Origin of the sequence: Pseudomonas sp. R1-7, assembly GCF_051132105.1 — a bacterium.
Classification (GTDB): domain Bacteria; phylum Pseudomonadota; class Gammaproteobacteria; order Pseudomonadales; family Pseudomonadaceae; genus Aquipseudomonas.
Genome location: NZ_CP071661.1, coordinates 196,204 through 221,656 on the forward strand (window position 1 = coordinate 196,204; position 25,453 = coordinate 221,656).

Sequence of the window (25,453 nt, forward strand, 5' to 3'; positions counted from 1 at the left end):
TCGGGAAACGCTCTACGATGAAAAATCCCGGACCAACCGCCAAGCCTCGTCCACGGGCAGCGGTTGTTTCATGCGCTGTGCCAGCGCCGCCATTGCCCGGCCTTCATCGCAGGCCACGACCGCCGCGACGAGACCGTCCTTGCCGAGTAACGCGATAAAGGGCGGATGCTCGGGCGTGCCCTTGAATTGCACTTCGTCCCATTCTTCGGCATGGCCCAGATAGTCGTAGCGTTTGCCGAAGTGATACGTCCAGAAAAACGGCACGTCCAGGTAATGCTCTTCACCACCGAGCATGTTCGTCGCGGCGATGCGGGCCTGCTGCTGGGCCAGCCGCCAGTGCTCGATGCGCCGGGGATGACCGTTGAGGGGAAACGTAGCGATGTCGCCCACGGCCCAGACGCCATCGGTCACGCGCATGCCATCGTCGACCCGCAATGACGCATCTTTCTCCCGTGGCAGGTTGACGAAAGGCTCCGTGGCCGGGCGCACCCCGACCCCGACAATGATCAAGTCCGCCGCGAAGCGTTGGCCGTTATCCAGCACCACGGCTTCAACCTTGCCGGCGCCTTCGATTCGCGCCGCTTCGCCTTCGCAGTGATACACCACGCCGTTGGCCCGGTGCCGAGCCAGGATTGCGTTGCCGACACTGTCGCCGAACTGCGCCGCGAACGGCACCGGGTGACGCGCCAGGACGGTAACGCTCAGTTCGCGTTTGCGCAGGGAGGAGGCGACTTCCATGGCAATGAAGCTGTCACCGATGATGACCACTCGTTGTCCGGGTTGGGTGCGGTCGAAGATCTGCCTTGCGTCGGCCAGTGAACGCAGCATCATGACTTGCGGCAAATCGATACCAGGTACATCCAGCGTCTTCGGCTCGCCGCCAGTGGCAATCAGCAAGGCGTCGTAGGCCAATGTTTGATTGTCCGCGAGGCGGATTCGGCGCGCGTCAGCGTCCAGGCCGGTCACTTGGCCATGGCGCCGTTCGATGCGTTGCTGGGTGAAATAATCTTCATCGCGCAGGGACGGGGTTTCGTCCGGCGCCATGTCGCCAGCCAGCACATATTTGCTCAATACAGTACGGTCGTAGCCTGCCTCGGCCTCACGGTCGATCAGCTCGATCCGGCCGCCAAAACCCTTCTCGCGCAACGCTGCCGCGCACGCGATGCCAGCCGCGCCGGCACCGATGATGACGAAAGTGCGCGGGTCATCGGCTGGGGGGATTTTTTCGTCCGGCAGTGGCTGGTCATCGATCCAGACTTCATCGCCTCGCACCTCGACGTGGTAGCGCTCCAGGCTGTCGAGGGCCGGCGGCTCGCACAGGGCACCGTCTTCGGCGCGAAACGCCGCCTTGTGCCAGGGGCAGATCAGCCTGCCGTGGCAAACGGCGCCCTTGGCCAAAGGGGCCCCGGCATGAGGGCATTTACCTTGGAACGCCCGCACCTGTCCTCCAGCACGCAATAGCAGGATCGGCTTGTCGTTGAGGGTGACTTCGAGGCCGCGGTCTTCTCGCATATCAGCGAGGCGGGCGACTTGATGCATGGGCATGGTCGTTCTCCGGCAGGCGTTTCCCGTTGGAGTCGACGGATTGGAATGAGGTTCAGCGTAATTGTCACTGCAACCGGGGCGGCGCTGCGGCTATAGTTCGCAGGCCGTCGTTGGCCTGAATGCATCAAGGTGCCCGGTATGACCCGATTGACTTTCCTTTCCTCCTGGCTCGCGGCCGTCACCCTCGTGCTGTGTGCACAAGGGGCTGTCCAGGCTGAAGAGCGTTTTACCCTGAGCATTCCCGGCGTGTCGGACAACCGCCTCTTTACCGCCGCAGCCGCCAGCGACGCCAACCAATGCGGTGGCAAGAATATTTCCCCGGCATTGAGCTGGAACGCCGGCCCACCAGGCACCCTCAGCTACGCCATCGTCATGCTCGACCCCGACGGCCAGCGTGGGCAGGGCGTCGATCATTGGGTCCATTACGGAATCAAGGCCAGTACCCGGCAGATTCGAGAGGGCGCGGGCACTAAATCCACGCTTGAGGGCATGAGCGGCCTCAACAGCAAGAATACCCATGGTTACATCGGCCCTTGCCCGCCCGTGGGTGACAGCGCCCACCATTACCTGATCCAGATATTCGCCCTGGACCTGCCGCCCGACGCCCTGCCCGCCGGCCTCACGCGCGCCCAGCTGATGGAAAAACTCAAGGGCCATGTACTGCGCAACAGCAGCGTGGTACGCCGCTATCACCGTTGACCGGGTCTCGGCGCCGTGGCGAGGGAGCCTGCTCCCGCGGGGCTGCGCAGCAGCTCCAATCGTCACGTAAGTTGGCATCAAGCGCCAAAAGCGAGCACTATCGGCCCCTGATCACTCATGCCGGAGGATGGCGATGACGCAGAAAACCGATGGCATCGCCCGCCTCAAGAATTGCCCCACCAAGGGTGATGAGATACGCCGGGCCATCGCCCAGAGCCGCAAGGATTTCCTGCCTGCTGACGAGGCCGCAGACGCCGAGCCAGGCCAACCGTCGACACTGCCCGTGGACAAAGATCCCGCTGCCTGAGCCGTCGTCTTCCTACACTTTTTCCAAACATGCCTATGACCGCCACCACCCATTTGCCAGCCGCGCGATTCAGCCGATCCGACTACAAGACCTTGGGCCTCGCTGCCCTCGGCGGTGCGCTGGAAATCTATGATTTCATCATTTTTGTTTTCTTCGCCCTGACCCTCAGCCAGCTGTTCTTCCCACCGGAGATGCCCGAGTGGCTGCGCCTTTTGCAAAGCTTCGGGATTTTCGCCACGGGCTACCTGGCGCGGCCCTTGGGCGGGATTCTCATGGCGCACTTCGCCGATCGCCTGGGGCGCAAGCGGGTGTTCAGCCTGAGCATCCTGATGATGGCGTTGCCTTGCCTGCTCATCGGCGTGATGCCGACCTACGCGCAAATCGGTTATTTCGCCCCGTTGCTGTTGTTGGCGCTGCGTATCCTGCAAGGCGCGGCGGTAGGCGGGGAGGTGCCCAGCGCATGGGTGTTCGTTGCTGAACATGCGCCGCTGCGGCATCGAGGCTATGCCTTGGGCTTTCTCCAGGCGGGCCTGACCTTTGGCTACTTGCTCGGCGCCCTGACCGCCACGGCACTGGCGCGGATCTATACCCCGACGGAAATCCTCGACTATGCGTGGCGCCTGCCGTTCCTGTTGGGCGGGGTATTCGGCGTGATTGGCGTCTGGTTGCGCCGCTGGCTGAGCGAAACGCCGATTTTCGTGGCGCTGCAAGCCAATCGCAAGGGCGCGGCGGAACTGCCGCTGCGCACGGTCCTGCGCGAGCATCGCCACGCCTTGCTGCCCGCTGCGATTCTCACTTGTGTGCTGACTTCCGCCGTGGTCGTATTCGTCGTCATCACCCCAACCGTGATGCAGAAAAGCTTCGGCCTGACCCCCAGCCACACCTTCGCGCTGAGCAGCCTCGGCATTGTGTTCCTGAACATCGGCTGCGTCCTGGCCGGCCTGATCGTCGACCGCATCGGCGCCTGGCGCACCGTCATGCTCTACAGCCTGTTGCTGCCCCTGGGCATCGGCGTGCTCTACGCCAGCCTGATCAGCGGCAGCGCCTGGCTGGGCCTGGCCTACGCTGTCGCCGGCCTGGGTTGTGGCGTGGTCGGCGCAGTGCCGTCGGTGATGGTCAGCCTGTTCCCGCCGAAAATCCGCGTGTCCGGCATCTCGTTTACCTACAACATCGCTTATGCGTTATGGGCCAGCATGACGCCGTTGGTATTGATCGCGCTGGTGCCATGGAGCCCGTGGGTGTGCGTGGGCTATTGCGTGGTGATGGGCGCGGTGGGCGTCGGCGCTGCGGCGTATTTTCCGGGGCGGCACGCGAAGGCTGTCCAGCCCTCGCTGGTGTGCGAATCGTGAGCTTGTGACGGTTTGCCTCTCAAAGACGCTCGCGTAGAAAATCCACAAAAGCACGGGTTCGCGCCGAGCGGCGTCGGTCCTGGCTGAACAAGGCATTGATGGGAAGCGCCGTGGGCCGATAATCGGCAAGCAGGGGTACGACCGTTCCCTGGCGAATGTCCGCGGCGTACAACCATGTTGGTGGGGGAAGTCAATGAAGCGTTTGCCCAGATAGCCGAAGGGTGCGGGGCGGGAAAAACGGTGGTGGAAATTGGCTTTGAGTGAGACGGAACCGCGCTAAATTGGGCCAGACAACTTGAGCGCGGGTTCAAACCCCGTAGAATGCAGCCGCCATTATGCCGCTACCTCTCAAGGACGAATTCAAACATGCGAGTCTTCAGTCTCTTCCTGGCCCTTTGCCTTATGGCAGGCTGCGCTTCCAAGCCCGATTACTACATTTCCCCTGCGCCGGTGGCGATCCCCGAGACCGCCACCTATTGGATCGACACGTACAACGTTGAAGTCGTCGGCAAAAACGAACGCTTTCTGCCCGACGAAAAAGTTCGCGACAAGTTGCACACCGACCTGATCGTCCGCCTGCTCGATGGCAATCGTTATGCCTCCAGCAAGGAAACCGCTGACTATCTGTTGGATATCGATGCCGTCTATGCGCGCCGTATTCAAGATACCCAAGGTGGCTTCATGAGCAATATCGTTGCCGACGGTACGTATCTGGCCAGTGTCGATTTCTCTTATCAGGTCAAGGTGAAGAAGGCCGATGTCGAGGTGTTGCACTTTGCCCAGGCCCGCCAGGGGCTGATGCCGAGAGGGGCGGTTGGGCAACTTGAGGCCATGAGAGGCATTGCGGGTGCCCTGACGAACAGAGGCAACTCTGATGTCGAAGACTATTACACCGGTCATTTGAGCGGATTCATCGACGACGACCTGCGGGGCATTCCGTCCCGCTAGCAATCCCTGCTGTAGCGTGCTGGCGATTGCTCCGATCACGGCATCGGGCTGGCGACTTTTAAGGCGGCCAGCCCTGTCTGCACGGCGCTGCAAAAAAATCTCTGGGTCATTAACCCGAACCGCGTATGACCTGCGTCTGACTCTGTGAACGGATCATTCATTCACGAGGTTCAGCCCATGTCCCGTCCACTTCTTTTTATGCGTCCTGCTGCCCAAGGCTTCGCCGTGACTTTGCTGGTGGCGTTGGCCGGTTGTGGGTTGTCTTCCTCCCGTGAGACGGCCATTCCATCCGAACCGGTGTCCGTGGCGCCGAGCGTCGTACCGCAAGGCGAGATCGCTGAAGTGCGTCAGTCGACGGTCAAGCGCATGCTCATGAAGCCGGCACCAATGCCTGCCCCAAGCGTGGCGAACGATGCGATCGCTGTGGGTTATAGCGCCGAGTCCCGTGAACAATACGAAAAACTGCCAGACAACCCGATCCACAGCGTCGCCGAGACGCCGGTCTCGACCTTTAGCGTGGATGTCGATACCGGCAGCTACGCCAACGTGCGACGTTTCCTCAATCAAGGCAGTCTGCCGCCAGAAGGTGCGGTGCGATTGGAGGAAATGGTCAATTATTTTCCGTATAGCTACGCCCTGCCCACTGCCGGTTCACCCTTCGGCGTGATCACCGAAGTGGCCCCATCGCCGTGGAATCCCCACACCCGCTTGCTGCGCATCGGCATCAAGGCCAGTGACCGCGCCGTGGCGGACCTGGCCCCGGCCAACCTGGTCTTCCTGGTGGACGTTTCCGGTTCCATGGACCGCCGCGAAGGCCTGCCGCTGGTCAAGAGCACACTGAAACTGTTGGTGGATCAATTGCGCGACCAGGATCGGGTCTCCCTGGTGGTTTATGCCGGGGAATCCCGGGTGGTGCTCAAGCCTACCTCGGGCCGTGACAAGGTGAAGATCCGCAACGCCATCGACCAGCTCAACGCCGGTGGTTCCACCGCAGGCGCCTCGGGTATCGAGCTGGCTTATCAGATGGCCCGGGAGAGCTTTATCGATAAAGGCATCAACCGCATCCTCCTGGCGACCGATGGCGACTTCAACGTTGGCATCAGCGATTTCGACAGCCTCAAGCAGATGGCGGTCGACCAGCGTAAAAGCGGCGTCTCCCTGACAACGCTGGGCTTTGGTGTGGACAACTACAACGAACACTTGATGGAGCAATTGGCTGACGCTGGTGATGGTAACTACGCCTACATCGACAACCTGCTCGAAGCGCGCAAGGTCCTGGTGGATCAGCTCAGTTCCACGCTGGCGGTGGTGGCGCGGGACGTGAAGTTGCAGGTGGAATTCAACCCGGCCCAGGTCAGCGAATATCGTTTGCTGGGTTATGAAAACCGCGCGTTGAAACGCGAGGATTTCAACAATGACAAGGTCGATGCGGGCGAAATGGGTGCTGGGCACACGGTGACGGCGTTGTACGAAATCGTCCCGAAGGGCGAGCCGGGCTGGTTGGAACCACTGCGTTATGGCAACGTGCCGAAGCCGGACGGCAAGTCCGGTGAACTGGCGATGTTGCGTGTACGCTACAAGCCGGTCGAGGGCGGCAGTAGTCGCTTGATCGAGCATCCAATCGCCAACGCCCAAAGCGAAAAACACCCCAGCGACGACCTGCGTTTCTCCGCAGCCGTGGCGGCCTTCGCCCAACAGCTCAAGGGCGATGGACGCTACACTGGCGCGATGAGCCTGAAGGACACCGCACAGCTGGCGCGCTCGGCCCGCGGTGATGATCCGTTTGGGCTGCGTGCCGAGTTTGTGCAGTTGGTGGAGCTAGCGCAGAGCCTCAAGCCTGCACCCTGATCAGCGAAAGGAGTTCGACACGGACATGTCCGCAGCGCTTGATTCTTCCAGCGACGAAGCGTTGCTGGCTCGCTACCGCAACGGCGACGGGGCTTGTTTCGAAGCCCTGTATGCACGGCATCGACAGGGCCTTTATCGTTTTCTTGTGTCCTTGAGCAACAAGGCCGAACTGGCCGAGGAAATTTTCCAGGAAACCTGGCTCAGCCTGATCCGCAGCACCACCCAGCCACAAGGCCGGGCGAGTTTTCGTACCTGGTTGTTCCAGATTGCCCGCAATCGCTTGATCGACCATTGGCGCAAACACGGTGTCCACAACCCATTGCACGACAGCTACGACGAGCAACTCCACGTCCAGCCCGACGACACCAGCAGCCCCGAGCAACAGTTGAGCCTGAGCCGTGACCAGGCGCGTCTCGATGCTGCGCTGCAAGCCTTGCCCGAGGATCAGCGGGAGGTTTTCCTGCTGCGCCTGCATGGCGACTTGGAGTTGCCTCAGATTGCCGCGCTCACCGGCGCCCCGCTGGAGACGGTGAAAAGCCGCTTGCGTTACGCCCAGCAGAAGCTGCATCGACTGCTGGCCGAGGAGGTACCCGCATGAACGACCGCAAACACACATCGGATGCCGACGACCGGATGTTGATCGAGCATTTCCGCCAGCACGCCAGCGGCGAACCGCCGGCCTCCCTGGACGCCTTTATCCTCGCCGCCGCTCGCCGTGAAGCCCCGACGCCTGCGCCGAGCCTGTGGCAGCGCTGGTTGCACGCCTGTCAGCGACCGCGTTGGCAAATGGCATTTGCCACGGTCGCCGGTGTAGCACTGATGATTGGCCTGGTGCTGCGCTCGCCTGTGCCCCATGACGAGTTGGCCTCGCCCGCGTCGATGGAATTTTCCGCCGACCAACAAGAGCCCGCGGTTGCCGCTGCACCGCCACCGGCCATGCCCGCCCCCGCGCCGATCACCCGCATGGCGCCCCAGGGCGAACTGGCCCGGGCGCCGGTAAGCCCCGTGCAATCGTTGGCGGAAAAGCCCGCGGCGAAGATGAGCAAATCCGCACCGACTGCATTGCCGTCGCTGGAGCAAGGCTTGATGGAAATCCTGCGTTTGCGGCAGGCGGGGGATACCAAGGCCGCAGATGAAAAACTGCTGGCGCTGCACAAACGTTTTCCCAAGGAAGACTTGCCGGCGCGGTTGGAGGCGTTGCGCAAGCGTTGAAGTTGGCAACGTCCGTGGCGAGGGAGCTTGCTCCCGCTGGGCTGCGCAGCAGCCCCAAAACCATTCAACAGGGGAGCATCAGGAAACGGCTGTCAGGTTTTTACGACTGCTGCGCAGCCGAGCGGGAGCAAGCTCCCTCGCCACAAGGCAGCAAAAACAAGAAAACCCGCACAGGGCGGGTTTTTTGAAGCGCGTAGACTGTCCGGGACAGGTCTAGCTTTTGATATGGTGCACCAGGCGGGATTCGAACCCACGACCCCTGCCTTCGGAGGGCAGTACTCTATCCAGCTGAGCTACTGGTGCAACGCGGGCGCCATGATACTCATAAGCATGGCAGGCGTCCATGCTGCTGATTTGCCGTTTGTTTCTGCCTCACTCGGCGGCTGTTGGCTACGCTGATCAGAAAAAACAGGCAAATCAGGCTTTTTCGTTCTTTTTTTCGAACAGGCTATTGTCCTCGGACCCCATCGGCCCTAGGATTCGTTTGAGATTTCAAACGCTCTTGTCTGGGTGCTGAACCGCACGTCTGTGCTTATGTGCGTTATTTCTGTGCTTCAGCCCGGTGGATGATTTCCCTGACGGCAGCCCATAAGGCGCCTTTCTACAACTCTAATTCGCTCCGCGTGCGCGCGGTGCTGTTAAGGAAAGCCGACATGCAGCTTAAAGACACCCAGTTGTTCCGCCAGCAAGCCTTTATCGATGGCGCTTGGGTCGATGCGGACAATGGTCAGACGATCAAGGTCACCAACCCGGCAACGGGCGAAGTACTGGGCACGGTGCCGAAAATGGGCGCTGCCGAAACCCGTCGCGCGATTGAGGCCGCCGACAAGGCGTTGCCGGCCTGGCGTGCACTGACCGCCAAGGAGCGCGCCAACAAGCTGCGCCGCTGGTATGAATTGCTGATTGAAAACCAGGACGATCTTGGTCGCCTGATGACCCTCGAGCAGGGCAAGCCGCTGGCCGAAGCCAAGGGCGAAATCGCTTATGCCGCCTCCTTTATCGAATGGTTCGCCGAAGAAGCCAAGCGCATCTACGGTGACGTGATTCCGGGTCACCAGCCCGACAAGCGCCTGATCGTGATCAAGCAGCCGATCGGCGTGACCGCGGCCATTACTCCGTGGAATTTCCCAGCAGCGATGATCACCCGCAAGGCCGGCCCGGCCCTGGCCGCCGGTTGCACCATGGTCATCAAGCCTGCTTCGCAAACCCCATTCTCGGCCCTGGCCCTGGTTGAACTGGCGCATCGTGCCGGCATTCCCCAAGGTGTGCTGAGCGTGGTCACCGGCAGCGCCGGCGACATCGGCGGCGAGCTGACCAGCAACCCGATCGTACGCAAGCTGTCCTTCACCGGCTCGACCGAGATCGGTCGCCAGCTGATGGCCGAATGTGCCAAGGACATCAAGAAGGTTTCCCTGGAACTGGGCGGCAATGCGCCGTTCATCGTGTTCGATGACGCGGACCTGGATAAGGCTGTCGAAGGCGCGATCATTTCCAAATACCGCAACAACGGCCAGACCTGCGTCTGCGCCAACCGCCTGTACATCCAGGATTCGGTGTACGACGCCTTCGCCGAAAAACTCAAGGCCGCAGTGGCCAAGCTCAAGATCGGCAACGGCCTGGAAGACGGCACCACCACTGGCCCGCTGATCGACGAAAAAGCCGTTGCCAAGGTCCAGGAACATATCGCCGATGCCGTCGGCAAAGGCGCAACCGTGCTGGCGGGCGGCAAGGCGATGGAGGGCAATTTCTTCGAGCCAACCATCCTGACCAACGTACCGAAAAACGCCGCCGTGGCGAAGGAAGAAACCTTCGGCCCGCTGGCCCCGCTGTTCCGCTTCAAAGACGAAGCCGAAGTGATCGCGATGTCCAACGACACCGAGTTCGGCCTGGCCTCGTACTTCTATGCCCGCGACCTGGGCCGTGTGTTCCGTGTGGCCGAAGCCCTGGAATACGGCATGGTCGGCGTCAACACCGGGTTGATCTCCAACGAGGTCGCGCCGTTCGGCGGCATCAAGGCGTCGGGCCTGGGCCGTGAAGGCTCCAAGTACGGCATCGAGGACTACCTGGAAATCAAATACCTCTGCTTGGGTATCTGATCCCGCTTCAAGCGCAAAGGGCACGAGAGCGCTGTCCCTTTGCGCGTTTCACCCGTTCTGTTTCTTGTGGCCGGAACGCTGCGGCAGTCGATCATCGCATGCTGTCGCAGCTGCCTCCCCGCCATCTATTCCTTGAGCCACGCCGACCGATGAGCGGCGAATGAGGACTGTAATGAGCAAGACTAACGCTGACTTGATGGCCCGCCGTACCGCCGCTGTTCCCCGTGGCGTCGGCCAGATTCACCCGATCTTCGCCGAATCGGCAAAAAACGCCACGGTAACCGACGTCGAAGGCCGTGAATTCATCGACTTCGCCGGCGGCATCGCCGTGCTGAACACCGGTCACGTGCACCCGAAGATCATCGCCGCCGTCACCGAACAGCTGAACAAGCTGACTCACACCTGCTTCCAGGTCCTGGCCTACGAGCCGTACGTGGAACTGTGCGAAAAAATCAACGCCAAGGTCCCAGGTGATTTCGCCAAGAAAACCCTGCTGGTGACCACCGGTTCGGAAGCGGTGGAAAACGCCGTGAAAATCGCCCGCGCCGCCACTGGCCGTGCCGGCGTGATCGCGTTCACCGGCGCTTATCACGGTCGCACCATGATGACCTTGGGCCTCACCGGTAAAGTCGTGCCGTACTCGGCCGGCATGGGCCTGATGCCTGGCGGTATCTTCCGCGCCCTGTACCCGAACGAATTGCATGGCGTGAGCATCGACGACTCCATCGCCAGCATCGAACGCATCTTCAAGAACGACGCCGAGCCACGCGATATCGCCGCCATCATCATCGAGCCGGTCCAGGGCGAGGGTGGTTTCTATGTGGCACCGAAAGAATTCATGAAGCGCTTGCGCGCCTTGTGCGACCAGCACGGCATCTTGCTGATTGCTGACGAAGTGCAGACCGGTGCCGGTCGTACCGGTACTTTCTTCGCCATGGAACAGATGGGCGTTGCCGCCGACCTGACCACGTTCGCCAAGTCCATCGCCGGCGGCTTCCCGTTGGCCGGTGTCTGCGGCAAGGCCGAATACATGGACGCCATCGCGCCGGGTGGCCTGGGCGGTACCTATGCGGGTAGCCCGATCGCTTGCGCCGCAGCGCTGGCGGTGATGGAAGTGTTCGAAGAAGAACACCTGCTGGATCGCTGCAAGGCCGTGGGCGAACGCCTGGTGACTGGCCTCAAGGCTATCCAGAAGAAATACCCGGTGATTGGTGAAGTGCGTGCCCTGGGCGCGATGATCGCCGTGGAACTGTTCGAAGATGGCGACAGCCACAAGCCGAACGCCGCCGCTGTGGCGCAAATCGTTGCCAAGGCGCGTGACAAGGGCTTGATCCTGCTGTCCTGCGGCACCTACGGCAACGTCCTGCGAGTGCTGGTTCCGCTGACCTCGCCGGACGAGCAACTGGATAAGGGCTTGGCAATCATCGAAGAATGTTTCTCTGAGCTCTGATATCTACGTGCGTTGAACTGTGCGTTGCACCACAAAAAACCCGCTTCGGCGGGTTTTTTCATATTCGGGAACAGAGTCCCGATGTGGTTGAGCTGTCTGGAACGACCGCTATTGTCTAAGGTGCATGTATTGCAAGGGAGCGATGCGGCATGACTGCTGTTGATTTACCTGCTGGACCGCGTGTATTGATTGCCGAGTCTGATCCGGCGTCCAGGGAGCTGCTGGAGCAGGCGTTGTCGGCGGTGCGTTGCGACGCCCGGGTGGACACCTGTGGCGAAGGAAAGCAGGCTCTGGAATTACTGGCCCAACACCCATACGACTTGGTCATCGCCGACTGGGAGCTGCCGGGCGTCGATGGCTTGAGCATCTTGCGCGGCTTGCGTCAGCAGCGTCGCTCGCCCGCGTTGCCATTTATCCTGGTGAGCCAGCGCAACGACAGCGCCAGCGTGCGCGAGGTGTTGCCGCTGGCGCCGACGGCATATCTGACCAAGCCGTTGAACCGGGGGAACCTGACCCAGCGCCTGCAAGGGCTGCTCTTGAATGGTGAAGACACTTCCAATGCCGCGCCCATCCCGGGGCCAGGTCTGACGTTGGTGACTTTCCTCGAGCGTCGACGGGATTTGGCCGAAGGCGCGCCGTTGATGGCCGATGTGCAAGTGGCGGTGAAGCGTTGCCTCAATCCCGGTGGCCTGGATTTGAAGCTGCTGGAAGACGAGTTTCGCGCCGACCCGCAGATTACCGCCGTGCTGATTGCCGCCGCCAACAGCGCCGCGCAGCATCAGGGCGGCGGGCCGGTCCAGACGCTGGCCCAGGCGCTGCACCAGCTCGGTACCGGGCAGAGCATGAATCTGATCCTGGGCTTGACGCTCAAGCGCTGTGCCCGGCTGAGTGTTCCTTGCCTGGCAGACTATGCCGAACGCTACTGGGAATTGTCGCTGCACACCGCCGAGTATGCCCGGACGATGGCACGCTTGCTCGATCTGGAGCAGGAACGTTGCTACTGCGCCGGCCTGTTGCATCGCTTGGGCGATCTGGCGCTGCTGCGTTGCCTGGAAGAATGGAAGCAGGCCGGGGGCGAGCTGGATGAGCCCGAGGAAGTCGGGGACTCGCTCGAAGCGTTCGGCGCTGGCTTCGGCTCGGCACTGCGCGCCCGCTGGCGCCTGCCGCTGGAACTGCGAGAGTTGATCGCGGCAGTGTACGGCCTCGGCGGCGGGGTTTATTCCCGCGAGGCGCTGGTGATGAACATGGCCGCGCAACTGGCCCATCTGCCATCCCATGAAGGCCTTGAAGAACTGGCCAGGGGACGCACGGCGCGTTTGCTGAAGATCGGGCTACCGGAATTGATGCGATTGCGCCGCCAATAGGAACGCAAACCCCTAATGTAGGGGTGTGGCTCAATCAGGCGGCAATGATGCGGTTCTTGCCCTGGCGCTTGGCCTCGTACATGGCCGCATCGGCGCGGGAGAACAGGCTATCGAGCGTCAGGTCTTCGGCAGTGATCCCGGTCAAGCCCTGGCTGACAGTGATGCCGAAGTTCTGTTCGCCGCAGCGGAACGCCAAGCGCTGGATTTCCCGTTGCAAGCGTTCGGCGACCTGCAATGCCATATCCGGTGCGCAACCTGGAAACACAGCGGCGAACTCCTCACCGCCGATCCGCCCGAACAAGTCACCGCGCCTGAGCACGCTCCGTCCGCTCTCGGCGATCTTCTGCAACACGGTATCGCCTTCCTGATGGCCGTAAGTGTCGTTGATCAATTTGAAATCATCGATGTCCAGCAACAGGAATGCCATGGGAGTGCCTTGCAACCGAGCCTGCTCGAATTCGCGATGGGCGCATTCGAAGAAGTGGCGGCGGTTGCTGCTCTGGGTCAGCACGTCGGTGGTCGCCAAGCGCTGCAGCTCGCTTTCGAGCAGCTTTTTTTCTGTGATGTCCTCGGCGATGCCGACGACGATCACCGGTTGCCCGGGGTCGGCCTGCCGATTGATGAAGCATTTGTCGCTTAGCCAACGAATCTGGCCATCGGCGGCGATAATCCGGTACTCACGGTCTTCGACCGCGCCTTTGACCAGCACTTCAGCCAGGCTGCGCTCGGCGTAGTCCAGATCGTCCGGGTAGATGGCGTCACGCCATTCGTTGTAGTCCGCCAGTACCAGCCCCGCGGGCCGGCCGAAAATCCGCTCGTAAGCCGGGCTGACATACAGCACTTGCCGGGTCTCCCAATTGAACGCCCACAGCACCGCATTGACGCTGACCAACAGCGAACTGAACAACTGCTCCCGCTCGCTCAGGCGCGCAACTTCGCCCTGGGCATGCATCAGCGCCATGAGCGTCTGCGCCGCTTCGGGCCAATGCGGCTGGGATGAATCCTGTAGGTTCTTATCGACCATTGGCACAAATCTCAAGGAACGTGCATTGCTATGGATTTGCACGCGCTCACTCCAAAGCCCGCCAGGATGGCGAAGTGCTCTTTGAGATAGGGGATTGTGGGCGAAGTTCCTTTTCAGGCGACGAAGGGCGGGGGATGACGACGCTGAACCTGTGGCGAGGGGATAAATCCCCCTCCCCTCGCCACAACAACCCCCGCCGCCGCGCCCTTCGGCGTCAGGCCGTGGCTGGCCGCAACGAATAAGTCTTCAACTGGTCAGCAAAGTCGCGCAGGGACTGGATGCCACTGGCTTCGGCCTCGTGGACCCATTCCTTGATCGCAGCGAGCATGTCGTGGCCGTTGTTGCTGGTCTTGACCCAGATCTGCTGCAAGGCCAGGCGTTTTTCGTAGATCACCTTCAGCGCCTGGCTGTGCTCCAGCATGTTCTGGATGCGCACATGGTGACGGTCGTCCAGCAGGCTGGTTTCCCGGGACAGCAGCCGTTTGGCCCGATGAAACTGGTGGCGGACAGAGTGATCCACCTTCTCGAGTTCCTGCTTGACCAGCGGCGCAATGACCAGCCGGCGGTACTGGGCCATGATCTGGAAACGGTTGTTGAGAATTGCCATGGCCGTATCCATGTCCAGGTGGCCCTTGCCTTCGACCCGGTGGGCGATCGGCGCGACCCGCTGGACCTTGGCCAGGCGCAGGAAGCTGAACACCTTGATCCAGGCCCAGCCCAGGTCGAATTCCCATTTGCGCACCGACAGCTTGGCGGAATTGGGGTAGGTGTGGTGGTTATTGTGCAGTTCTTCGCCACCGATCAGGATGCCCCACGGCACCAGGTTGGTCGCCGCGTCGCGGCATTCGAAGTTGCGATAGCCCACGGCATGCCCCAGGCCATTGACCACGCCGGCGGCCCATACGGGAATCCACATCATCTGGATGGCCCAGATGGTGATGCCGATGGTGCCGAACAGCAGCAGGTCGATGACGCCCATGATCGCCACGCCCAGCAGCGGGTAACGGCTGTAGAGGTTGCGTTCGATCCAGTCCTCTGGGCAGTTCTTGCCATAGATGCGCAGGGTTTCCGGGTTTTCCGCTTCGGCGCGGTACAGCTCGGCGCCTTTGCGCAGCACGGTGGAGAGGCCCTTGATGACCGGACTGTGGGGGTCATCCTCGGTTTCGCATTTAGCGTGGTGCTTGCGGTGGATGGCGGTCCACTCGCGGGTGTTCTGCGCTGTGGTCAGCCACAGCCAGAAGCGGAAGAAATGTTTGAGGCCGGCGTTCAGTTCCAGGGAACGGTGAGCCGAATAACGGTGCAGATAGACCGTGACGCTGATGATCGTCACGTGGGTCATCAGCAGGGTGACTGCCACCAGCGACCAGGGCGACAAGCCAAGAAAACCTTCGTACCACATAGGCTGTAGGGCCCTCGATAAAAATAGAAACTGCCGTTGCATTATCACCAGCCCGAGGGAGAAAACCAGTCGGCCTTTCAGATAAGAGTGGCAGGATGTTTCTTCCACTATAATCCCTTCAAATTTCAGGGACATGGACGACCGCATGACCATCTCGCACCGCACTGCCATGCGTGGGGCATTGTTTTACCTCGTGGTATCGATCGCCTGGCTGCAGCTGGTTGGTTATTTATTGAGCAGTTTCTTCGATCATTCCGCCGACCAGCTTCGCTGGCAACTGATCAACGGTTATGCCTGGGTGCTGGTCAGCGCCGGGTTGATTTTCATGGCTCGGGTGCGGGTCGTGCGTTGCTTCGCGCAGGGCGAGGGCAGCCTCGACCGTGAACGATTGCGCCAGGCCGCCGCCGTGTTCGATTGCACCCGCGAAGGCGTCCTGGTCACGGACCGCCAAGGCTTGATCGTGCATGTCAATCGGGCGTTCATGGCGATCACCGGTTATGCCCGCGACGAAGTATTGGGACGCCAACCCAATCTGTTCAAATCCGGCCGTCACGGACCGGCCTTCTACCGGGATATGTTTGCCTCCCTGTCCAGCCGCGGGGAATGGAGCGGCGAAATCTGGAACCGCCGCAAGAGCGGCGAAATCTATCCGCAATGGCAGACCATCCGTGCCGTTGTCGATGACAACGGTGAAGTCAGCCAATACGTCGCGGTGTTTTCCGACATCAGCGCGATCAAGGATTCGGAGCATGAGCTGGCGCACCTGGCCCATCACGATCCGCTGACCGGCCTGCCCAATCGCCTGCTGTTTTCCGATCGCACCGAGCAGGCCGTGGCGTCGGCGCAGCTTCACAAGCGTGGGTGTGCGCTGCTGCTGTTGGACCTGGACCATTTCAAGAACATCAACGACAGCCTCGGCCACACCGTGGGTGATGAGTTGCTCAAAGGCGTAGCCAAGCGCTTTCTCGGCCTGTTTGCGCCGGGCATCACCCTGGCTCGGTTGGGCGGCGACGAATTCGCGGTGCTGGTGGAAAACTGTTCGCAGCCTGGGCAGGCGGCGGCGTTGGCCCGGCGCATCCTCGATGCGTTGAAAGAGCCGTTGCAGTTCGGCGAGCAATCCTTGTTTATCAACGCCAGCATCGGTATCAGCCTGTTTCCCGGCGACGCCCTCAGCGCCGGCCAATTGTTGCGTAACGCCGATTCGGCCCTGTTCAAGGCCAAGAGCAGCGGGCGGGATGGCTACGCCCTGTACACCGAAGAACTCACCGCTCACGCCCAGCAACGGGTCGAGGTCGCTTTCGAACTTCGGCGTGCCCTGCAGCAACAGGAATTGCGCGTGCATTACCAACCCGTGCACGACCTGGCGACCAGCCGTCTGGTTGGCGTCGAGGCGCTCGTACGCTGGGAGCACCCCACCCGTGGGCTGGTTTCGCCGGCCGAGTTCATCCCTATCGCCGAGCGTACGGGGCTGATCGCCCAGATCGATGCCTGGGTCATGGAACAGGCCTGTCGGCAGATGTGCCAGTGGCAGCAGGCGGGCGTGGTCCTGTCGTTCGTCGCGGTCAATGTGTCCAGCCGCTTGTTCGCCCGTCGCGAATTGTACGAGCAAGTCGCCCGCGTACTGCACGAGACCGGCCTCGATCCGGCCTTCCTCGAATTGGAAGTCACCGAAAGCGCAGTCATGGAAGACCCGGAAGTCGCGCTTGAACAAATGCACCGCTTGCGCGAATTGGGCGTGCGCCTGGCCATCGATGACTTCGGCACGGGTTATTCATCGCTGCTGCGGCTCAAGCGCCTACCGGTGCAGAAACTGAAGATCGACCAGGGCTTTGTCGCCGGGCTGCCCTGGGACGAAGACGACGTGGCGATCGTCCGCGTAATCATCGCCCTGGCTCACAGCATGGGCATGCAGGTGCATGCCGAGGGTATCGAGCAGCGCGAGCAAGCGGCGTTTCTGCTGGGCCAGGCTTGTGAGTTGGGGCAGGGGTACTGGTTTGGGCGACCGGTGGCGGCGGCGCAGTTGGATTGGGAGCGGGCGCCGGTGATTGCGTGATCCCCAAGGGTATTGATATTGACTGACATGCCGCTTTCGCGAGCAAGCCCGCTCCCACAGTTGACCTGTTTCTCCTGACACAAATCGGTCCATTGTGGGAGCGGGCTTGCTCGCGAAGGCGTCGGCTCGGCTGACATCAATGCCGAAATGACACAGCGCTAACCCTTGGCTGCAGGCGCCGCCATCCCCTGCGTTTCCAGATGATCCAACGCTCGTTCAACCAACAATTGAACCCCATCGGCCATGCGACTGATCGCCAGGGCGACGCAGCGGCGTGATTCGTCGATGTCGTCGGCCAGGTCGGCGGCGATGGTGCTGATGGAGAGCAGGTCTTCGGAGGCGTTGGCGAGCAGGGTTTCGGTGTCGATGTGGGGGGAGACGATGAAGAGCTGGTCTTTGTCCGGTTCCGGCGGTGAGGCGGGTTTGGGCTTGAGGTAGTAGTCGAGGGCGCGGTTGGTGGCGTCTTCGAGGCGTTGTTCTTCGAGTTTTTCGACCCGGGATTTATGGCCGTCTTTCGGCGGATTTGGCGTAGGTTTGAACATGGGTAGGTTTCCTATAGAGAACCGCCCTGGATCGCTTGCACGCAATGAAGGGTGGCAGCTGTGTGCGAGTGTGCAAGACCGAGCAACCCTACCCAAAAACTCGGCAGATCCTAAGATCTCCCGAACACAGCCGCCATAAAACACGGGCGCGAATGCGCCATGAATGGCTAGAAGCATCAAGGGTTGGTGTTTTACCCGGACTTGCACGTCCGTGTCACCGTTTTTTGCGATGACAAGCCAAGGTTAGCGGTGCAAAACCAAGGTGCCTAGTTCACCAACGGCACCACGGTTTGAAGGAAATCTCTGACGATATGGCAGGGCAAAAGACCCGCAATCAGACCCGCCGTAGGACTCTCATTTTGGATTGTAATTTTGGTTATATAAAAATTCTTAAATAGTCTTTTTAAGAATATCTGCGGTTATCTAGTATTGCTCCCACGCCGCTAGCAGTGCCGCCCACTGCCAGGCATTCAACTCAAGGAGCAGCAGCATGAGCGCATCTCTACGTAGCGTTGACGGACAGGACGAAGCCACCATTTTGCGCGAGATCCAAAGCGCCTTGCGCGATCTACGCTTCGGCGCGGTGGAGATCACCGTGCACAACGCGCAGGTGGTGCAGATCGAGCGCAAGGAAAAATTCCGCCTGCAGCAACCGAGTCAGAAACCGAGTTAAAGGATCGCCGCCTGCAAGCCAGCCCATTCCAGAAGCCATAAAAACCAGAATTCCAGGAGCTTTCACCATGCCGTCGATTCGCCGTTATGCCTTGGCCGCCCTGGCCAGCGCTGTTTTTGCAGGTTCCGCGGTTGCCAAGGATTACGAGTTGCTCAACGTGTCCTACGACCCGACCCGCGAGCTGTATCAGGAATACAACGCCGAATTCGCCAGCTTCTGGAAGAAAGCGCATCCGGACGACACGGTGAAAATCCAGCAGTCCCATGGCGGCTCGGGCAAGCAAGGCCGTGCGGTGATCGATGGCCTGCGGGCCGATGTGGTGACCCTGGCCCTGGCCGGCGACATCGACGAAATCGCCAAGCTGGGCAAATCCTTGCCGGCGGACTGGCAGACACGCCTGCCGGACGCCAGCACACCCTACACCTCGACCATCGTGTTCCTGGTGCGCAAGGGCAATCCCAAGGGCATCAAGGACTGGGGCGACCTGATCAAGGATGACGTGTCGGTCATCACGCCGAACCCGAAGACCTCCGGCGGTGCCCGCTGGAATTTCCTCGCGGCCTGGGCCTACGGCCTGAAAGCCAATGGTGGCGACGAAGCCAAGGCCAAGGAATATGTGCAAGCGCTGTTCAAGCACGTGCCGATCCTCGACACCGGCGCCCGTGGCTCGACCATCACGTTCGTCAACAACGGTCAGGGTGACGTGTTGTTGGCCTGGGAAAACGAAGCGTTCCTGGCGCTGAAAGAGGACGGTGGTGCCGACAAGTTCGACATCGTCGTGCCGTCACTGTCGATCCTCGCCGAGCCGCCGGTGGCGGTGGTGGACAAGAATGCCGAAAAAAAGGGTAATGCCGAGATCGCCGAAGCGTACCTCAAGCACCTGTACAGCCCGGCCGGGCAGGAAATCGCCGCGAAGAACTACTATCGCCCGCGTGACAAGGACGTGGCCGCCAAGTATTCCCGGCAGTTCCCAAAGGTGGAACTGGTGACCATCGACAAGGACTTCGGCGGCTGGAAGACCGCCCAGCCGAAATTCTTCAACGATGGCGGCGTGTTCGACCAGATCTATCAGGCGCAGTAAGCTGAAATAGAGCGCAATTCCTGTGGGAGCAAGCTCGCTCCCACAGGTTACGCACCCTGCGAGTTCTAAACCAAGGACCTTTATGTCGCGTCGCATATCCCCCGTCATACCCGGCTTCGGGCTGACGCTGGGCTACACCCTGGTGTACCTCAGTCTGATTGTGCTCATACCGCTGGCGGCGATGTTCGTGCACGCCGCCCAACTCACCTGGGAACAGTTCTGGGCGATCATTTCGGCGCCGCGGGTGTGGGCTGCCCTGAAGCTCAGTTTCGGCACCGCGCTGTACGCCGCGATCATCAACGGCGTGATCGGTACGCTGCTGGCCTGGGTGCTGGTGCGCTACACGTTCCCTGGCCGCAAGATCATCGACGCGATGATCGACCTGCCGTTCGCCTTGCCCACCGCCGTGGCCGGTATCGCGCTGACGGCGTTGTACGCGCCGACCGGCCTGGTTGGCCAGTTTGCCACCGACCTGGGTTTCAAGATCGCCTACACCCCGCTGGGTATCACCCTGGCGCTGACCTTCGTGACGCTGCCGTTCGTGGTGCGCACGGTGCAGCCGGTGCTGGCCGACATTCCCCGTGAAGTCGAAGAAGCCGCCGCTTGCCTGGGCGCGAAACCGTGGCAGGTGTTCCGCCATATCCTGATGCCGGCATTGTTGCCCGCCTGGTTGACCGGCTTCGCCCTGGCCTTTGCCCGAGGCGTGGGCGAGTACGGTTCGGTGATTTTCATCGCCGGCAACATGCCGATGAAAACCGAGATCCTGCCGCTGCTGATCATGGTCAAGCTCGACCAATACGACTACACCGGCGCCACCTCCATCGGCGTGCTGATGCTGGTGGTTTCCTTCGTCCTGTTGCTGCTGATCAACTTGTTGCAGCGGCGCATCGAAACCCCATAAGGAGGCGCGAACCATGTCCCAATCGTCTATTTCCGCAGCCTCCACCAACGCCGCCCGTCGCGGCAGCGCGACGTCGCGGCGCGTGCTGATCGGCCTCGGCTGGTTGATTTTTGCGCTGTTTTTACTGCTGCCGTTGTTCATTGTGGTGTCCCAGGGCTTGAAGTCCGGCCTTGGGACTTTCTTCGCGGCAATCTTCGAGCCTGACGCATTGTCGGCGCTCAAGCTCACCGTGTTTGCGGTATTGATTTCGGTGCCCCTGAACCTGGTGTTCGGCGTCAGTGCCGCGTGGTGCGTGAGCAAGTATTCATTCCGCGGCAAGAGCATGCTGGTGACGCTGATCGACCTGCCGTTCTCGGTGTCGCCGGTGATCGCGGGCCTGGTCTACGTGCTGATGTTCGGCGCCCAGGGCCTGTTCGGGCCGTGGCTGCAGGATCACGATATCCAGATCGTGTTCGCGCTGCCGGGCATCGTCCTGGCGACCATCTTCGTCACCGTGCCGTTCGTGGCCCGCGAGCTGATCCCGCTGATGCAGGAACAAGGCACCCAGGAAGAAGAGGCCGCGCGCCTGCTGGGCGCCAATGGTTGGCAGATGTTCTGGCATGTCACGGTGCCGAACATCAAGTGGGGCCTGATCTATGGCGTGGTGTTGTGTACCGCCCGGGCCATGGGCGAGTTCGGTGCGGTGTCGGTGGTCTCCGGGCACATTCGCGGGGTGACCAACACCCTGCCGCTGCACGTCGAGATCCTCTACAACGAATACAACCACGTGGCCGCGTTCGCCGTGGCGAGCCTGTTGCTGATCCTGGCGCTCTTCATCCTGCTGCTCAAGCAGTGGAGCGAAAACCGAATCAACCGCCTGCGCGCCAGCGCCGCGGAGGAATAAGTCATGTCGATCGAAGTCCGTAACGTCAGCAAGAATTTCAACGCCTTCAAAGCCCTGGACGACATCAGCCTGGACATCCAGAGCGGCGAGTTGGTGGCGCTGCTCGGGCCATCGGGTTGCGGCAAGACCACGTTGCTGCGGATCATTGCCGGCCTCGAGACGCCGGATCAGGGCAATATCGTCTTCCACGGCGAGGACGTCTCCGGCCACGACGTGCGTGATCGCAACGTCGGTTTCGTGTTCCAGCACTACGCCTTGTTCCGCCACATGACGGTGTTCGACAACGTCGCCTTCGGCCTGCGCATGAAACCCAAGGGCCAGCGCCCGAACGAAAGCCAGATCGCGGCCAAGGTCCACGAACTGCTGAACATGGTCCAACTGGACTGGCTCGCCGACCGCTACCCCGAGCAGTTGTCAGGTGGCCAGCGCCAGCGTATCGCCCTGGCGCGTGCCCTGGCGGTCGAGCCCAAGGTATTGCTGCTGGACGAACCGTTCGGCGCCCTCGATGCCAAGGTCCGCAAGGAACTGCGCCGCTGGCTGGCGCGGCTGCACGAGGACATCAACCTGACCTCCGTATTCGTGACCCACGACCAGGAAGAGGCCATGGAAGTCGCCGACCGGATCGTGGTGATGAACAAGGGCGTGATCGAGCAGATTGGCTCACCAGGAGACGTCTACGAAAACCCGGCCAGCGACTTTGTTTACCACTTCCTCGGTGATTCGAACCGCCTGCATTTGGGGGAGGACCGGCATGTGCTGTTCCGTCCTCATGAAGTGTCATTGTCGCGTTCGGAGTTGGAAGACCATCACGCCGCTGAGGTGCGGGACATTCGTCCGCTCGGCGCGACCACTCGGGTGACGTTGAAGGTGGAAGGCCAGAGCGAACTGATCGAGGCCGAAGTGGTGAAGGACCACGACAGCCTGGTGGGGTTGGCGAAGGGCGAGACGTTGTTCTTCAAGCCGAAGGTCTGGCAGAAGGTCTCAAACCTTTAAAAGCTTCGCTGGAACGCTCGCGAAGGCGGCCTCAGGCAGCCGCTCGCTTCGGATTGATTCTTACCGGCCCCGCCTGCGCCTCGATCTGCTGTTTGAGATCATGGCGCATGCCCAGCAGGAATCCGGCCTCGACCACCACGAACAACGGCCCGACGATCAGCCCGGTGAGGTCGTCGACGAACGCTGGCTTGCGGCCTTCGTAATAGTGGCCGACGAACTGGATCACCCAGCCCACCACGAACATGCCCAGGCCGCTGGACAACCAGATCGCTGTGCTCTGCGCCGCGAGCATCTGGCCCAGCCAGACGGCGAGCCCCAGCAGCACGGTCATCAGCACGCCCAGGCGCAGTTCCAGGCGCAGATAGAACCAGGCACTCGCGACCGCCACTAGCAACGCCGGGGAAACCAGGATCGCGCCAACCGCCCATCCCGGCCGTGACAACAACACCGCGACGGCGACGAAGATCAGTGGGATGCCGATGAAATGGCTGGCGATGTTGCGCGGGTCGCGGTGGTAGGCCGCGTATTGACTGAGGTGATCGACGAGGCTTTTCATTGTTGTTCCTCCTGGGGTGATGCCTGCATGATGACCGGGTTTCACCAGGCGCTCTGTCAGCTATCCGACACTTGTCCGGAGTTTTCATGAATTCGCACCGCTGGCACACGCATTTGCTGACCGGACATTGGTACAGCCATTTGCCCGCTGAGTTACAGAATAGTCTGCTGGAGATGTCGCGGGTGCGCCGTTTACCGCCGGGGCAGCGGTTGTTCAAGCGCGGCGACGCACCGTGCGGTTTGTACGCAGTGCTCGAAGGGGCGGTGCGCATCGGCGCGGTCAGCGAGCAGGGCAAGGAAGCGCTGCTGAGTGTGGTGGAGGCGCCTCATTGGTTCGGTGAAATCTGCCTGTTCGATGGGCAGCCTCGAACCCACGATGCCGTGAGCGTCGGGCAATGTTCGTTGCTGCATCTGCCGCAGGCTGCGCTATTGGCTTTTCTGGAAGACCAACCCGTTTATTGGCGCCACCTTGCCTTATTGATGAGCCACAAATTGCGCCTGACGTTCATCAATCTCGAACACCTGAGCCTGATGCCCGCCCCGGCCCGCTTGGCCCACCGTCTGCTGATGATCGCCGAAGGCTACGGCGAAATCGAACCGGCGCGACGGGTCTTGCAACTGCCCCAGGAGCAACTGGCGTTGATGCTTTCCCTGTCTCGCCAGACCACCAACCAGATCCTCAAGGATTTGCAGGGGCAGGGCATTGTTCGCCTCAGTTATGGTGAGATCGAAATCCTCGATATTGAACGGTTGCGAGCGTTGACCACGATCTGAAATCCGACGCGACATCCGTGGCGAGGGAGCTTGCTCTCGCTGGCCTGCGCAGCGGGCCCAGCGATCTACAGGCGGATCGCGTTGGCTGGTTTTGCGGCTGCTGCGCCCGAAGCGTCGGACCGGCCGAGCGGGAGCAAGCTCCCTCGCCACGGGCTTGGGTTTTCTCACATGTTTATGCGCTACACTTCACGGAAGTTTGAATTAAATACAGTGCATATCGTTAAATTTAATCAATATGCACTATATACGATGCGGAAAATGCGATGAAAAACCTCGGCGAACTGATCAGGCGACTTCGAAAAGAACACCGCCTCTCCCAGCAGGCGTTGGCCGCACAGTACGGCATGAGCCGTGCCACGATTTCCGGCATCGAAAACAACACGATTGCGGAAGTCGGGATCCGCAAGGTCGAAGCGATCCTCAACGGTTTTGGCTACGAGCTGACAGCTGTCGCTCGCCCTGCGAAACGTCCCACGCTCGGCTCACTGAGAAAGGATGCTTTCCATGGCTGACGAGCACGGGCTGGACAGGTTGCAGGTCACCGTCAGTGAAACGGCGGTTGGCGTTCTTGGGCGGGGTCAGCAGCGCAGTGAATCTGTGTTTGCCTATTCCTCGGGGGCACAGGAGGAGCAGTCGGTTTCGCTGACCATGCCGGTGCGTCTTGAAAGCTACGCCTGGGAACCCGGCGTGCCACCCATTTTTGAGATGAACCTGCCGGAAGGTGCCTTGCGTGATGAGTTGGTTCGTCGCTTCAGCAAAGCGGTACGAGGCTTTGACGACTTCGCCATGCTTGCCATCGTGGGGCCTCATCAATTGGGTCGGGTGGGCATTGGTCGTTTGGAGATTCCGGCCGGGCCGCCTGAAACCAGTCTGGCTGACTTGCTTGTACACGACGGGGCCGAGGGGTTGTTCGACGATCTGCTGCACACCTACGGGCAGTATTCGGGCGTGTCCGGCGTACAACCCAAGGTGCTCATTCGCGATAGCGCAACGACAGTTGATCGCTTGACCCACCGGGGTGCCACTCACCTGATCAAGGCTTTTCGCTCCGAAGAATTTCCCGAGTTGGCAGCCAACGAATTTTTCTGCATGCGAGCCGCGTTGCATGCGGGGCTTGAGGTACCGGAATTCGAGCTCAGCGAACGCGGTAAATTTCTCATCGTGAAGCGTTTTGATTTGCCACGCACTGGCGAATGCCTGGGCTTTGAGGACTTCTGTGTGCTCAATGGCTCGCCTGCCAAAACCAAATACGACGGGTCCTATGAGGGCGCGGCCCGGCAGATCAAGGCGTACGTTTCACCTCATAAGCTCAACCAGGCGCTGGAGTCTCTGTTTAAGATCGTGGCGCTTTCGGCTGGTTTGAAAAATGGTGATGCGCACCTGAAAAATTTCGGGGTGCTTTATGACCACTGTGGCGCCGATGCGTCTATCAGGCTCGCCCCCGCCTACGACCTGGTCAGCACGGCGGTCTACATTCGCAATGACAACATGGCGCTCTTGTTGGGCGGGTCCAAAGCCTGGCCGAAATACAAAATGCTGATGGGGTTTGGGCGCTCGGCCTGCAACTTGACAGAGAAGCGCTGCAAGGAACTGTTGGAGCAGGTGATCCATGGAATGGATGTCGCCTTGGTCGAAATGCGTCGGTACATGAATAGTCATCAGCTATTCCGAGCGACAGGGGAAGCAATGGTCGACGCTTGGACATCGGGCCTTGCGCGCAGCCTTAAACCCAACGCCGACTGAGCCACCCGGCAGCT

24 protein-coding genes, 1 tRNA gene and 1 pseudogene are annotated in these 25,453 nt (G+C 61.0%); 19 read left to right on the forward strand and 7 right to left on the reverse strand.

All coding sequences use genetic code 11. The features are described 5' to 3' along the window. Positions 1-12: 12 nt before the first annotated feature. Positions 13-1,545, reverse strand: a complete 1,533-nt coding sequence (locus tag J3P79_RS00960; RefSeq protein WP_434607437.1) for an FAD-dependent oxidoreductase — start codon at positions 1,543-1,545, stop codon at positions 13-15. Between the two features lie 138 nt (positions 1,546-1,683). Between J3P79_RS00960 and J3P79_RS00965 the strand changes: the two genes are divergently transcribed. From J3P79_RS00965 to J3P79_RS00975, 3 genes are all read left to right on the forward strand, one after another. Continuing rightward, on the forward strand, positions 1,684-2,244 hold the full coding sequence (locus J3P79_RS00965; protein ID WP_434607439.1) for a YbhB/YbcL family Raf kinase inhibitor-like protein: 561 nt from the start codon (positions 1,684-1,686) through the stop codon (positions 2,242-2,244). A gap of 133 nt (positions 2,245-2,377) precedes the next feature. Further along, complete coding sequence (locus J3P79_RS00970; protein ID WP_434607441.1) at positions 2,378-2,551, forward strand: hypothetical protein; 174 nt, start codon at positions 2,378-2,380, stop codon at positions 2,549-2,551. Positions 2,552-2,586: 35 nt separating this feature from the next. After that, complete coding sequence (locus tag J3P79_RS00975; protein ID WP_434607443.1) at positions 2,587-3,900, forward strand: MFS transporter; 1,314 nt, start codon at positions 2,587-2,589, stop codon at positions 3,898-3,900. Between the two features lie 19 nt (positions 3,901-3,919). Here J3P79_RS00975 and J3P79_RS00980 read toward each other — a convergent pair. Continuing rightward, positions 3,920-4,081: pseudogene (locus J3P79_RS00980) on the reverse strand (LysR substrate-binding domain-containing protein); the annotation flags it as partial. A gap of 185 nt (positions 4,082-4,266) precedes the next feature. Between J3P79_RS00980 and J3P79_RS00985 the strand changes: the two are divergent. The 4 genes from J3P79_RS00985 to J3P79_RS01000 all read left to right on the forward strand — a co-directional run bounded on the left by J3P79_RS00985 (position 4,267) and on the right by J3P79_RS01000 (position 7,908). Further along, the gene (locus tag J3P79_RS00985; RefSeq protein WP_434607444.1) at positions 4,267-4,848 is read left to right on the forward strand and encodes a hypothetical protein; all 582 of its coding nucleotides are present in this window, start codon (positions 4,267-4,269) and stop codon (positions 4,846-4,848) included. A 177-nt stretch (positions 4,849-5,025) separates the two neighbouring features. Then, complete coding sequence (locus J3P79_RS00990; protein WP_434607445.1) at positions 5,026-6,696, forward strand: vWA domain-containing protein; 1,671 nt, start codon at positions 5,026-5,028, stop codon at positions 6,694-6,696. 25 nt (positions 6,697-6,721) lie between these two features. Further along, the gene (locus J3P79_RS00995) at positions 6,722-7,294 is read left to right on the forward strand and encodes an RNA polymerase sigma factor (protein ID WP_434607446.1); all 573 of its coding nucleotides are present in this window, start codon (positions 6,722-6,724) and stop codon (positions 7,292-7,294) included. Next, positions 7,291-7,908, forward strand: a complete 618-nt coding sequence (locus tag J3P79_RS01000; RefSeq protein ID WP_434607447.1) for a hypothetical protein — start codon at positions 7,291-7,293, stop codon at positions 7,906-7,908. The genes J3P79_RS00995 and J3P79_RS01000 overlap by 4 nt, the downstream gene beginning before the upstream one ends. Positions 7,909-8,134: 226 nt before the next feature. Here J3P79_RS01000 and J3P79_RS01005 read toward each other — a convergent pair. Further along, positions 8,135-8,211 (reverse strand) — tRNA-Arg (locus J3P79_RS01005). A 350-nt stretch (positions 8,212-8,561) separates the two neighbouring features. On the opposite strand from J3P79_RS01005, the gene gabD reads away from it, so the two are divergent. The 3 genes from gabD to J3P79_RS01020 all read left to right on the forward strand — a co-directional run bounded on the left by gabD (position 8,562) and on the right by J3P79_RS01020 (position 12,818). Then, positions 8,562-10,004: an NADP-dependent succinate-semialdehyde dehydrogenase gene (gabD, locus tag J3P79_RS01010; protein ID WP_039594213.1), complete on the forward strand. Its 1,443-nt coding sequence runs from the start codon at positions 8,562-8,564 to the stop codon at positions 10,002-10,004. Between the two features lie 172 nt (positions 10,005-10,176). Then, positions 10,177-11,454 (forward strand): 4-aminobutyrate--2-oxoglutarate transaminase, encoded by a 1,278-nt coding sequence (gabT, locus tag J3P79_RS01015; protein WP_434607448.1) that lies wholly within the window; start codon positions 10,177-10,179, stop codon positions 11,452-11,454. A 149-nt stretch (positions 11,455-11,603) separates the two neighbouring features. Beyond that, the gene (locus J3P79_RS01020; RefSeq protein WP_434607449.1) at positions 11,604-12,818 is read left to right on the forward strand and encodes an HDOD domain-containing protein; all 1,215 of its coding nucleotides are present in this window, start codon (positions 11,604-11,606) and stop codon (positions 12,816-12,818) included. A gap of 34 nt (positions 12,819-12,852) precedes the next feature. Here the strand turns inward: J3P79_RS01020 and J3P79_RS01025 are convergent, their stop codons facing one another. Together J3P79_RS01025 and desA are read right to left on the reverse strand one after the other, a co-directional pair. Next, a complete protein-coding gene (locus J3P79_RS01025) occupies positions 12,853-13,842 on the reverse strand; it encodes a GGDEF domain-containing protein (protein WP_434607451.1) in 990 nt (329 codons plus the stop codon). Between the two features lie 214 nt (positions 13,843-14,056). Beyond that, on the reverse strand, positions 14,057-15,241 hold the full coding sequence (gene desA / locus J3P79_RS01030; RefSeq protein ID WP_434607453.1) for a delta-9 fatty acid desaturase DesA: 1,185 nt from the start codon (positions 15,239-15,241) through the stop codon (positions 14,057-14,059). A gap of 145 nt (positions 15,242-15,386) precedes the next feature. Here desA and dibA point away from each other — a divergent pair, with 145 nt between their 5' ends. Continuing rightward, the gene (gene dibA / locus J3P79_RS01035; protein WP_434607455.1) at positions 15,387-17,294 is read left to right on the forward strand and encodes a phosphodiesterase DibA; all 1,908 of its coding nucleotides are present in this window, start codon (positions 15,387-15,389) and stop codon (positions 17,292-17,294) included. Positions 17,295-17,452: 158 nt separating this feature from the next. Here dibA and J3P79_RS01040 read toward each other — a convergent pair whose 3' ends face one another. Beyond that, positions 17,453-17,836 carry a DUF6124 family protein gene (locus J3P79_RS01040; protein WP_434607458.1) on the reverse strand — a complete coding sequence of 128 codons (384 nt, stop codon included), beginning with the start codon at positions 17,834-17,836 and terminating at the stop codon, positions 17,453-17,455. A 490-nt stretch (positions 17,837-18,326) separates the two neighbouring features. Between J3P79_RS01040 and oscA the strand changes: the two genes are divergently transcribed. The 5 genes from oscA (at position 18,327) to J3P79_RS01065 (ending at position 22,367) form a co-directional block, all read left to right on the forward strand. Continuing rightward, a complete protein-coding gene (gene oscA, locus J3P79_RS01045; protein WP_030138496.1) occupies positions 18,327-18,509 on the forward strand; it encodes a sulfur starvation response protein OscA in 183 nt (60 codons plus the stop codon). Between the two features lie 67 nt (positions 18,510-18,576). Beyond that, positions 18,577-19,590, forward strand: a complete 1,014-nt coding sequence (locus J3P79_RS01050) for a sulfate ABC transporter substrate-binding protein (RefSeq protein ID WP_434607459.1) — start codon at positions 18,577-18,579, stop codon at positions 19,588-19,590. Positions 19,591-19,672: 82 nt separating this feature from the next. Then, positions 19,673-20,491: a sulfate ABC transporter permease subunit CysT gene (gene cysT, locus J3P79_RS01055; RefSeq protein WP_434607461.1), complete on the forward strand. Its 819-nt coding sequence runs from the start codon at positions 19,673-19,675 to the stop codon at positions 20,489-20,491. Between the two features lie 13 nt (positions 20,492-20,504). Further along, positions 20,505-21,374: a sulfate ABC transporter permease subunit CysW gene (cysW, locus tag J3P79_RS01060; protein WP_434607462.1), complete on the forward strand. Its 870-nt coding sequence runs from the start codon at positions 20,505-20,507 to the stop codon at positions 21,372-21,374. Between the two features lie 3 nt (positions 21,375-21,377). Beyond that, positions 21,378-22,367 (forward strand): sulfate/molybdate ABC transporter ATP-binding protein, encoded by a 990-nt coding sequence (locus tag J3P79_RS01065; RefSeq protein WP_434607465.1) that lies wholly within the window; start codon positions 21,378-21,380, stop codon positions 22,365-22,367. Positions 22,368-22,398: 31 nt separating this feature from the next. Here the strand turns inward: J3P79_RS01065 and J3P79_RS01070 are convergent, their stop codons facing one another. Beyond that, complete coding sequence (locus J3P79_RS01070) at positions 22,399-22,923, reverse strand: DUF962 domain-containing protein (protein ID WP_434607467.1); 525 nt, start codon at positions 22,921-22,923, stop codon at positions 22,399-22,401. Between the two features lie 86 nt (positions 22,924-23,009). Here J3P79_RS01070 and J3P79_RS01075 point away from each other — a divergent pair, with 86 nt between their 5' ends. The 3 genes from J3P79_RS01075 (at position 23,010) to J3P79_RS01085 (ending at position 25,439) form a co-directional block, all read left to right on the forward strand. Beyond that, a complete protein-coding gene (locus J3P79_RS01075; RefSeq protein WP_434607470.1) occupies positions 23,010-23,696 on the forward strand; it encodes a Crp/Fnr family transcriptional regulator in 687 nt (228 codons plus the stop codon). Positions 23,697-23,959: 263 nt separating this feature from the next. Then, a complete protein-coding gene (locus J3P79_RS01080; protein WP_434607473.1) occupies positions 23,960-24,208 on the forward strand; it encodes a helix-turn-helix domain-containing protein in 249 nt (82 codons plus the stop codon). After that, positions 24,201-25,439, forward strand: a complete 1,239-nt coding sequence (locus tag J3P79_RS01085) for a type II toxin-antitoxin system HipA family toxin (protein ID WP_434607475.1) — start codon at positions 24,201-24,203, stop codon at positions 25,437-25,439. Before J3P79_RS01080 ends, J3P79_RS01085 begins: the two co-directional genes overlap by 8 nt. The last annotated feature ends 14 nt before the right edge of the window (positions 25,440-25,453 follow it).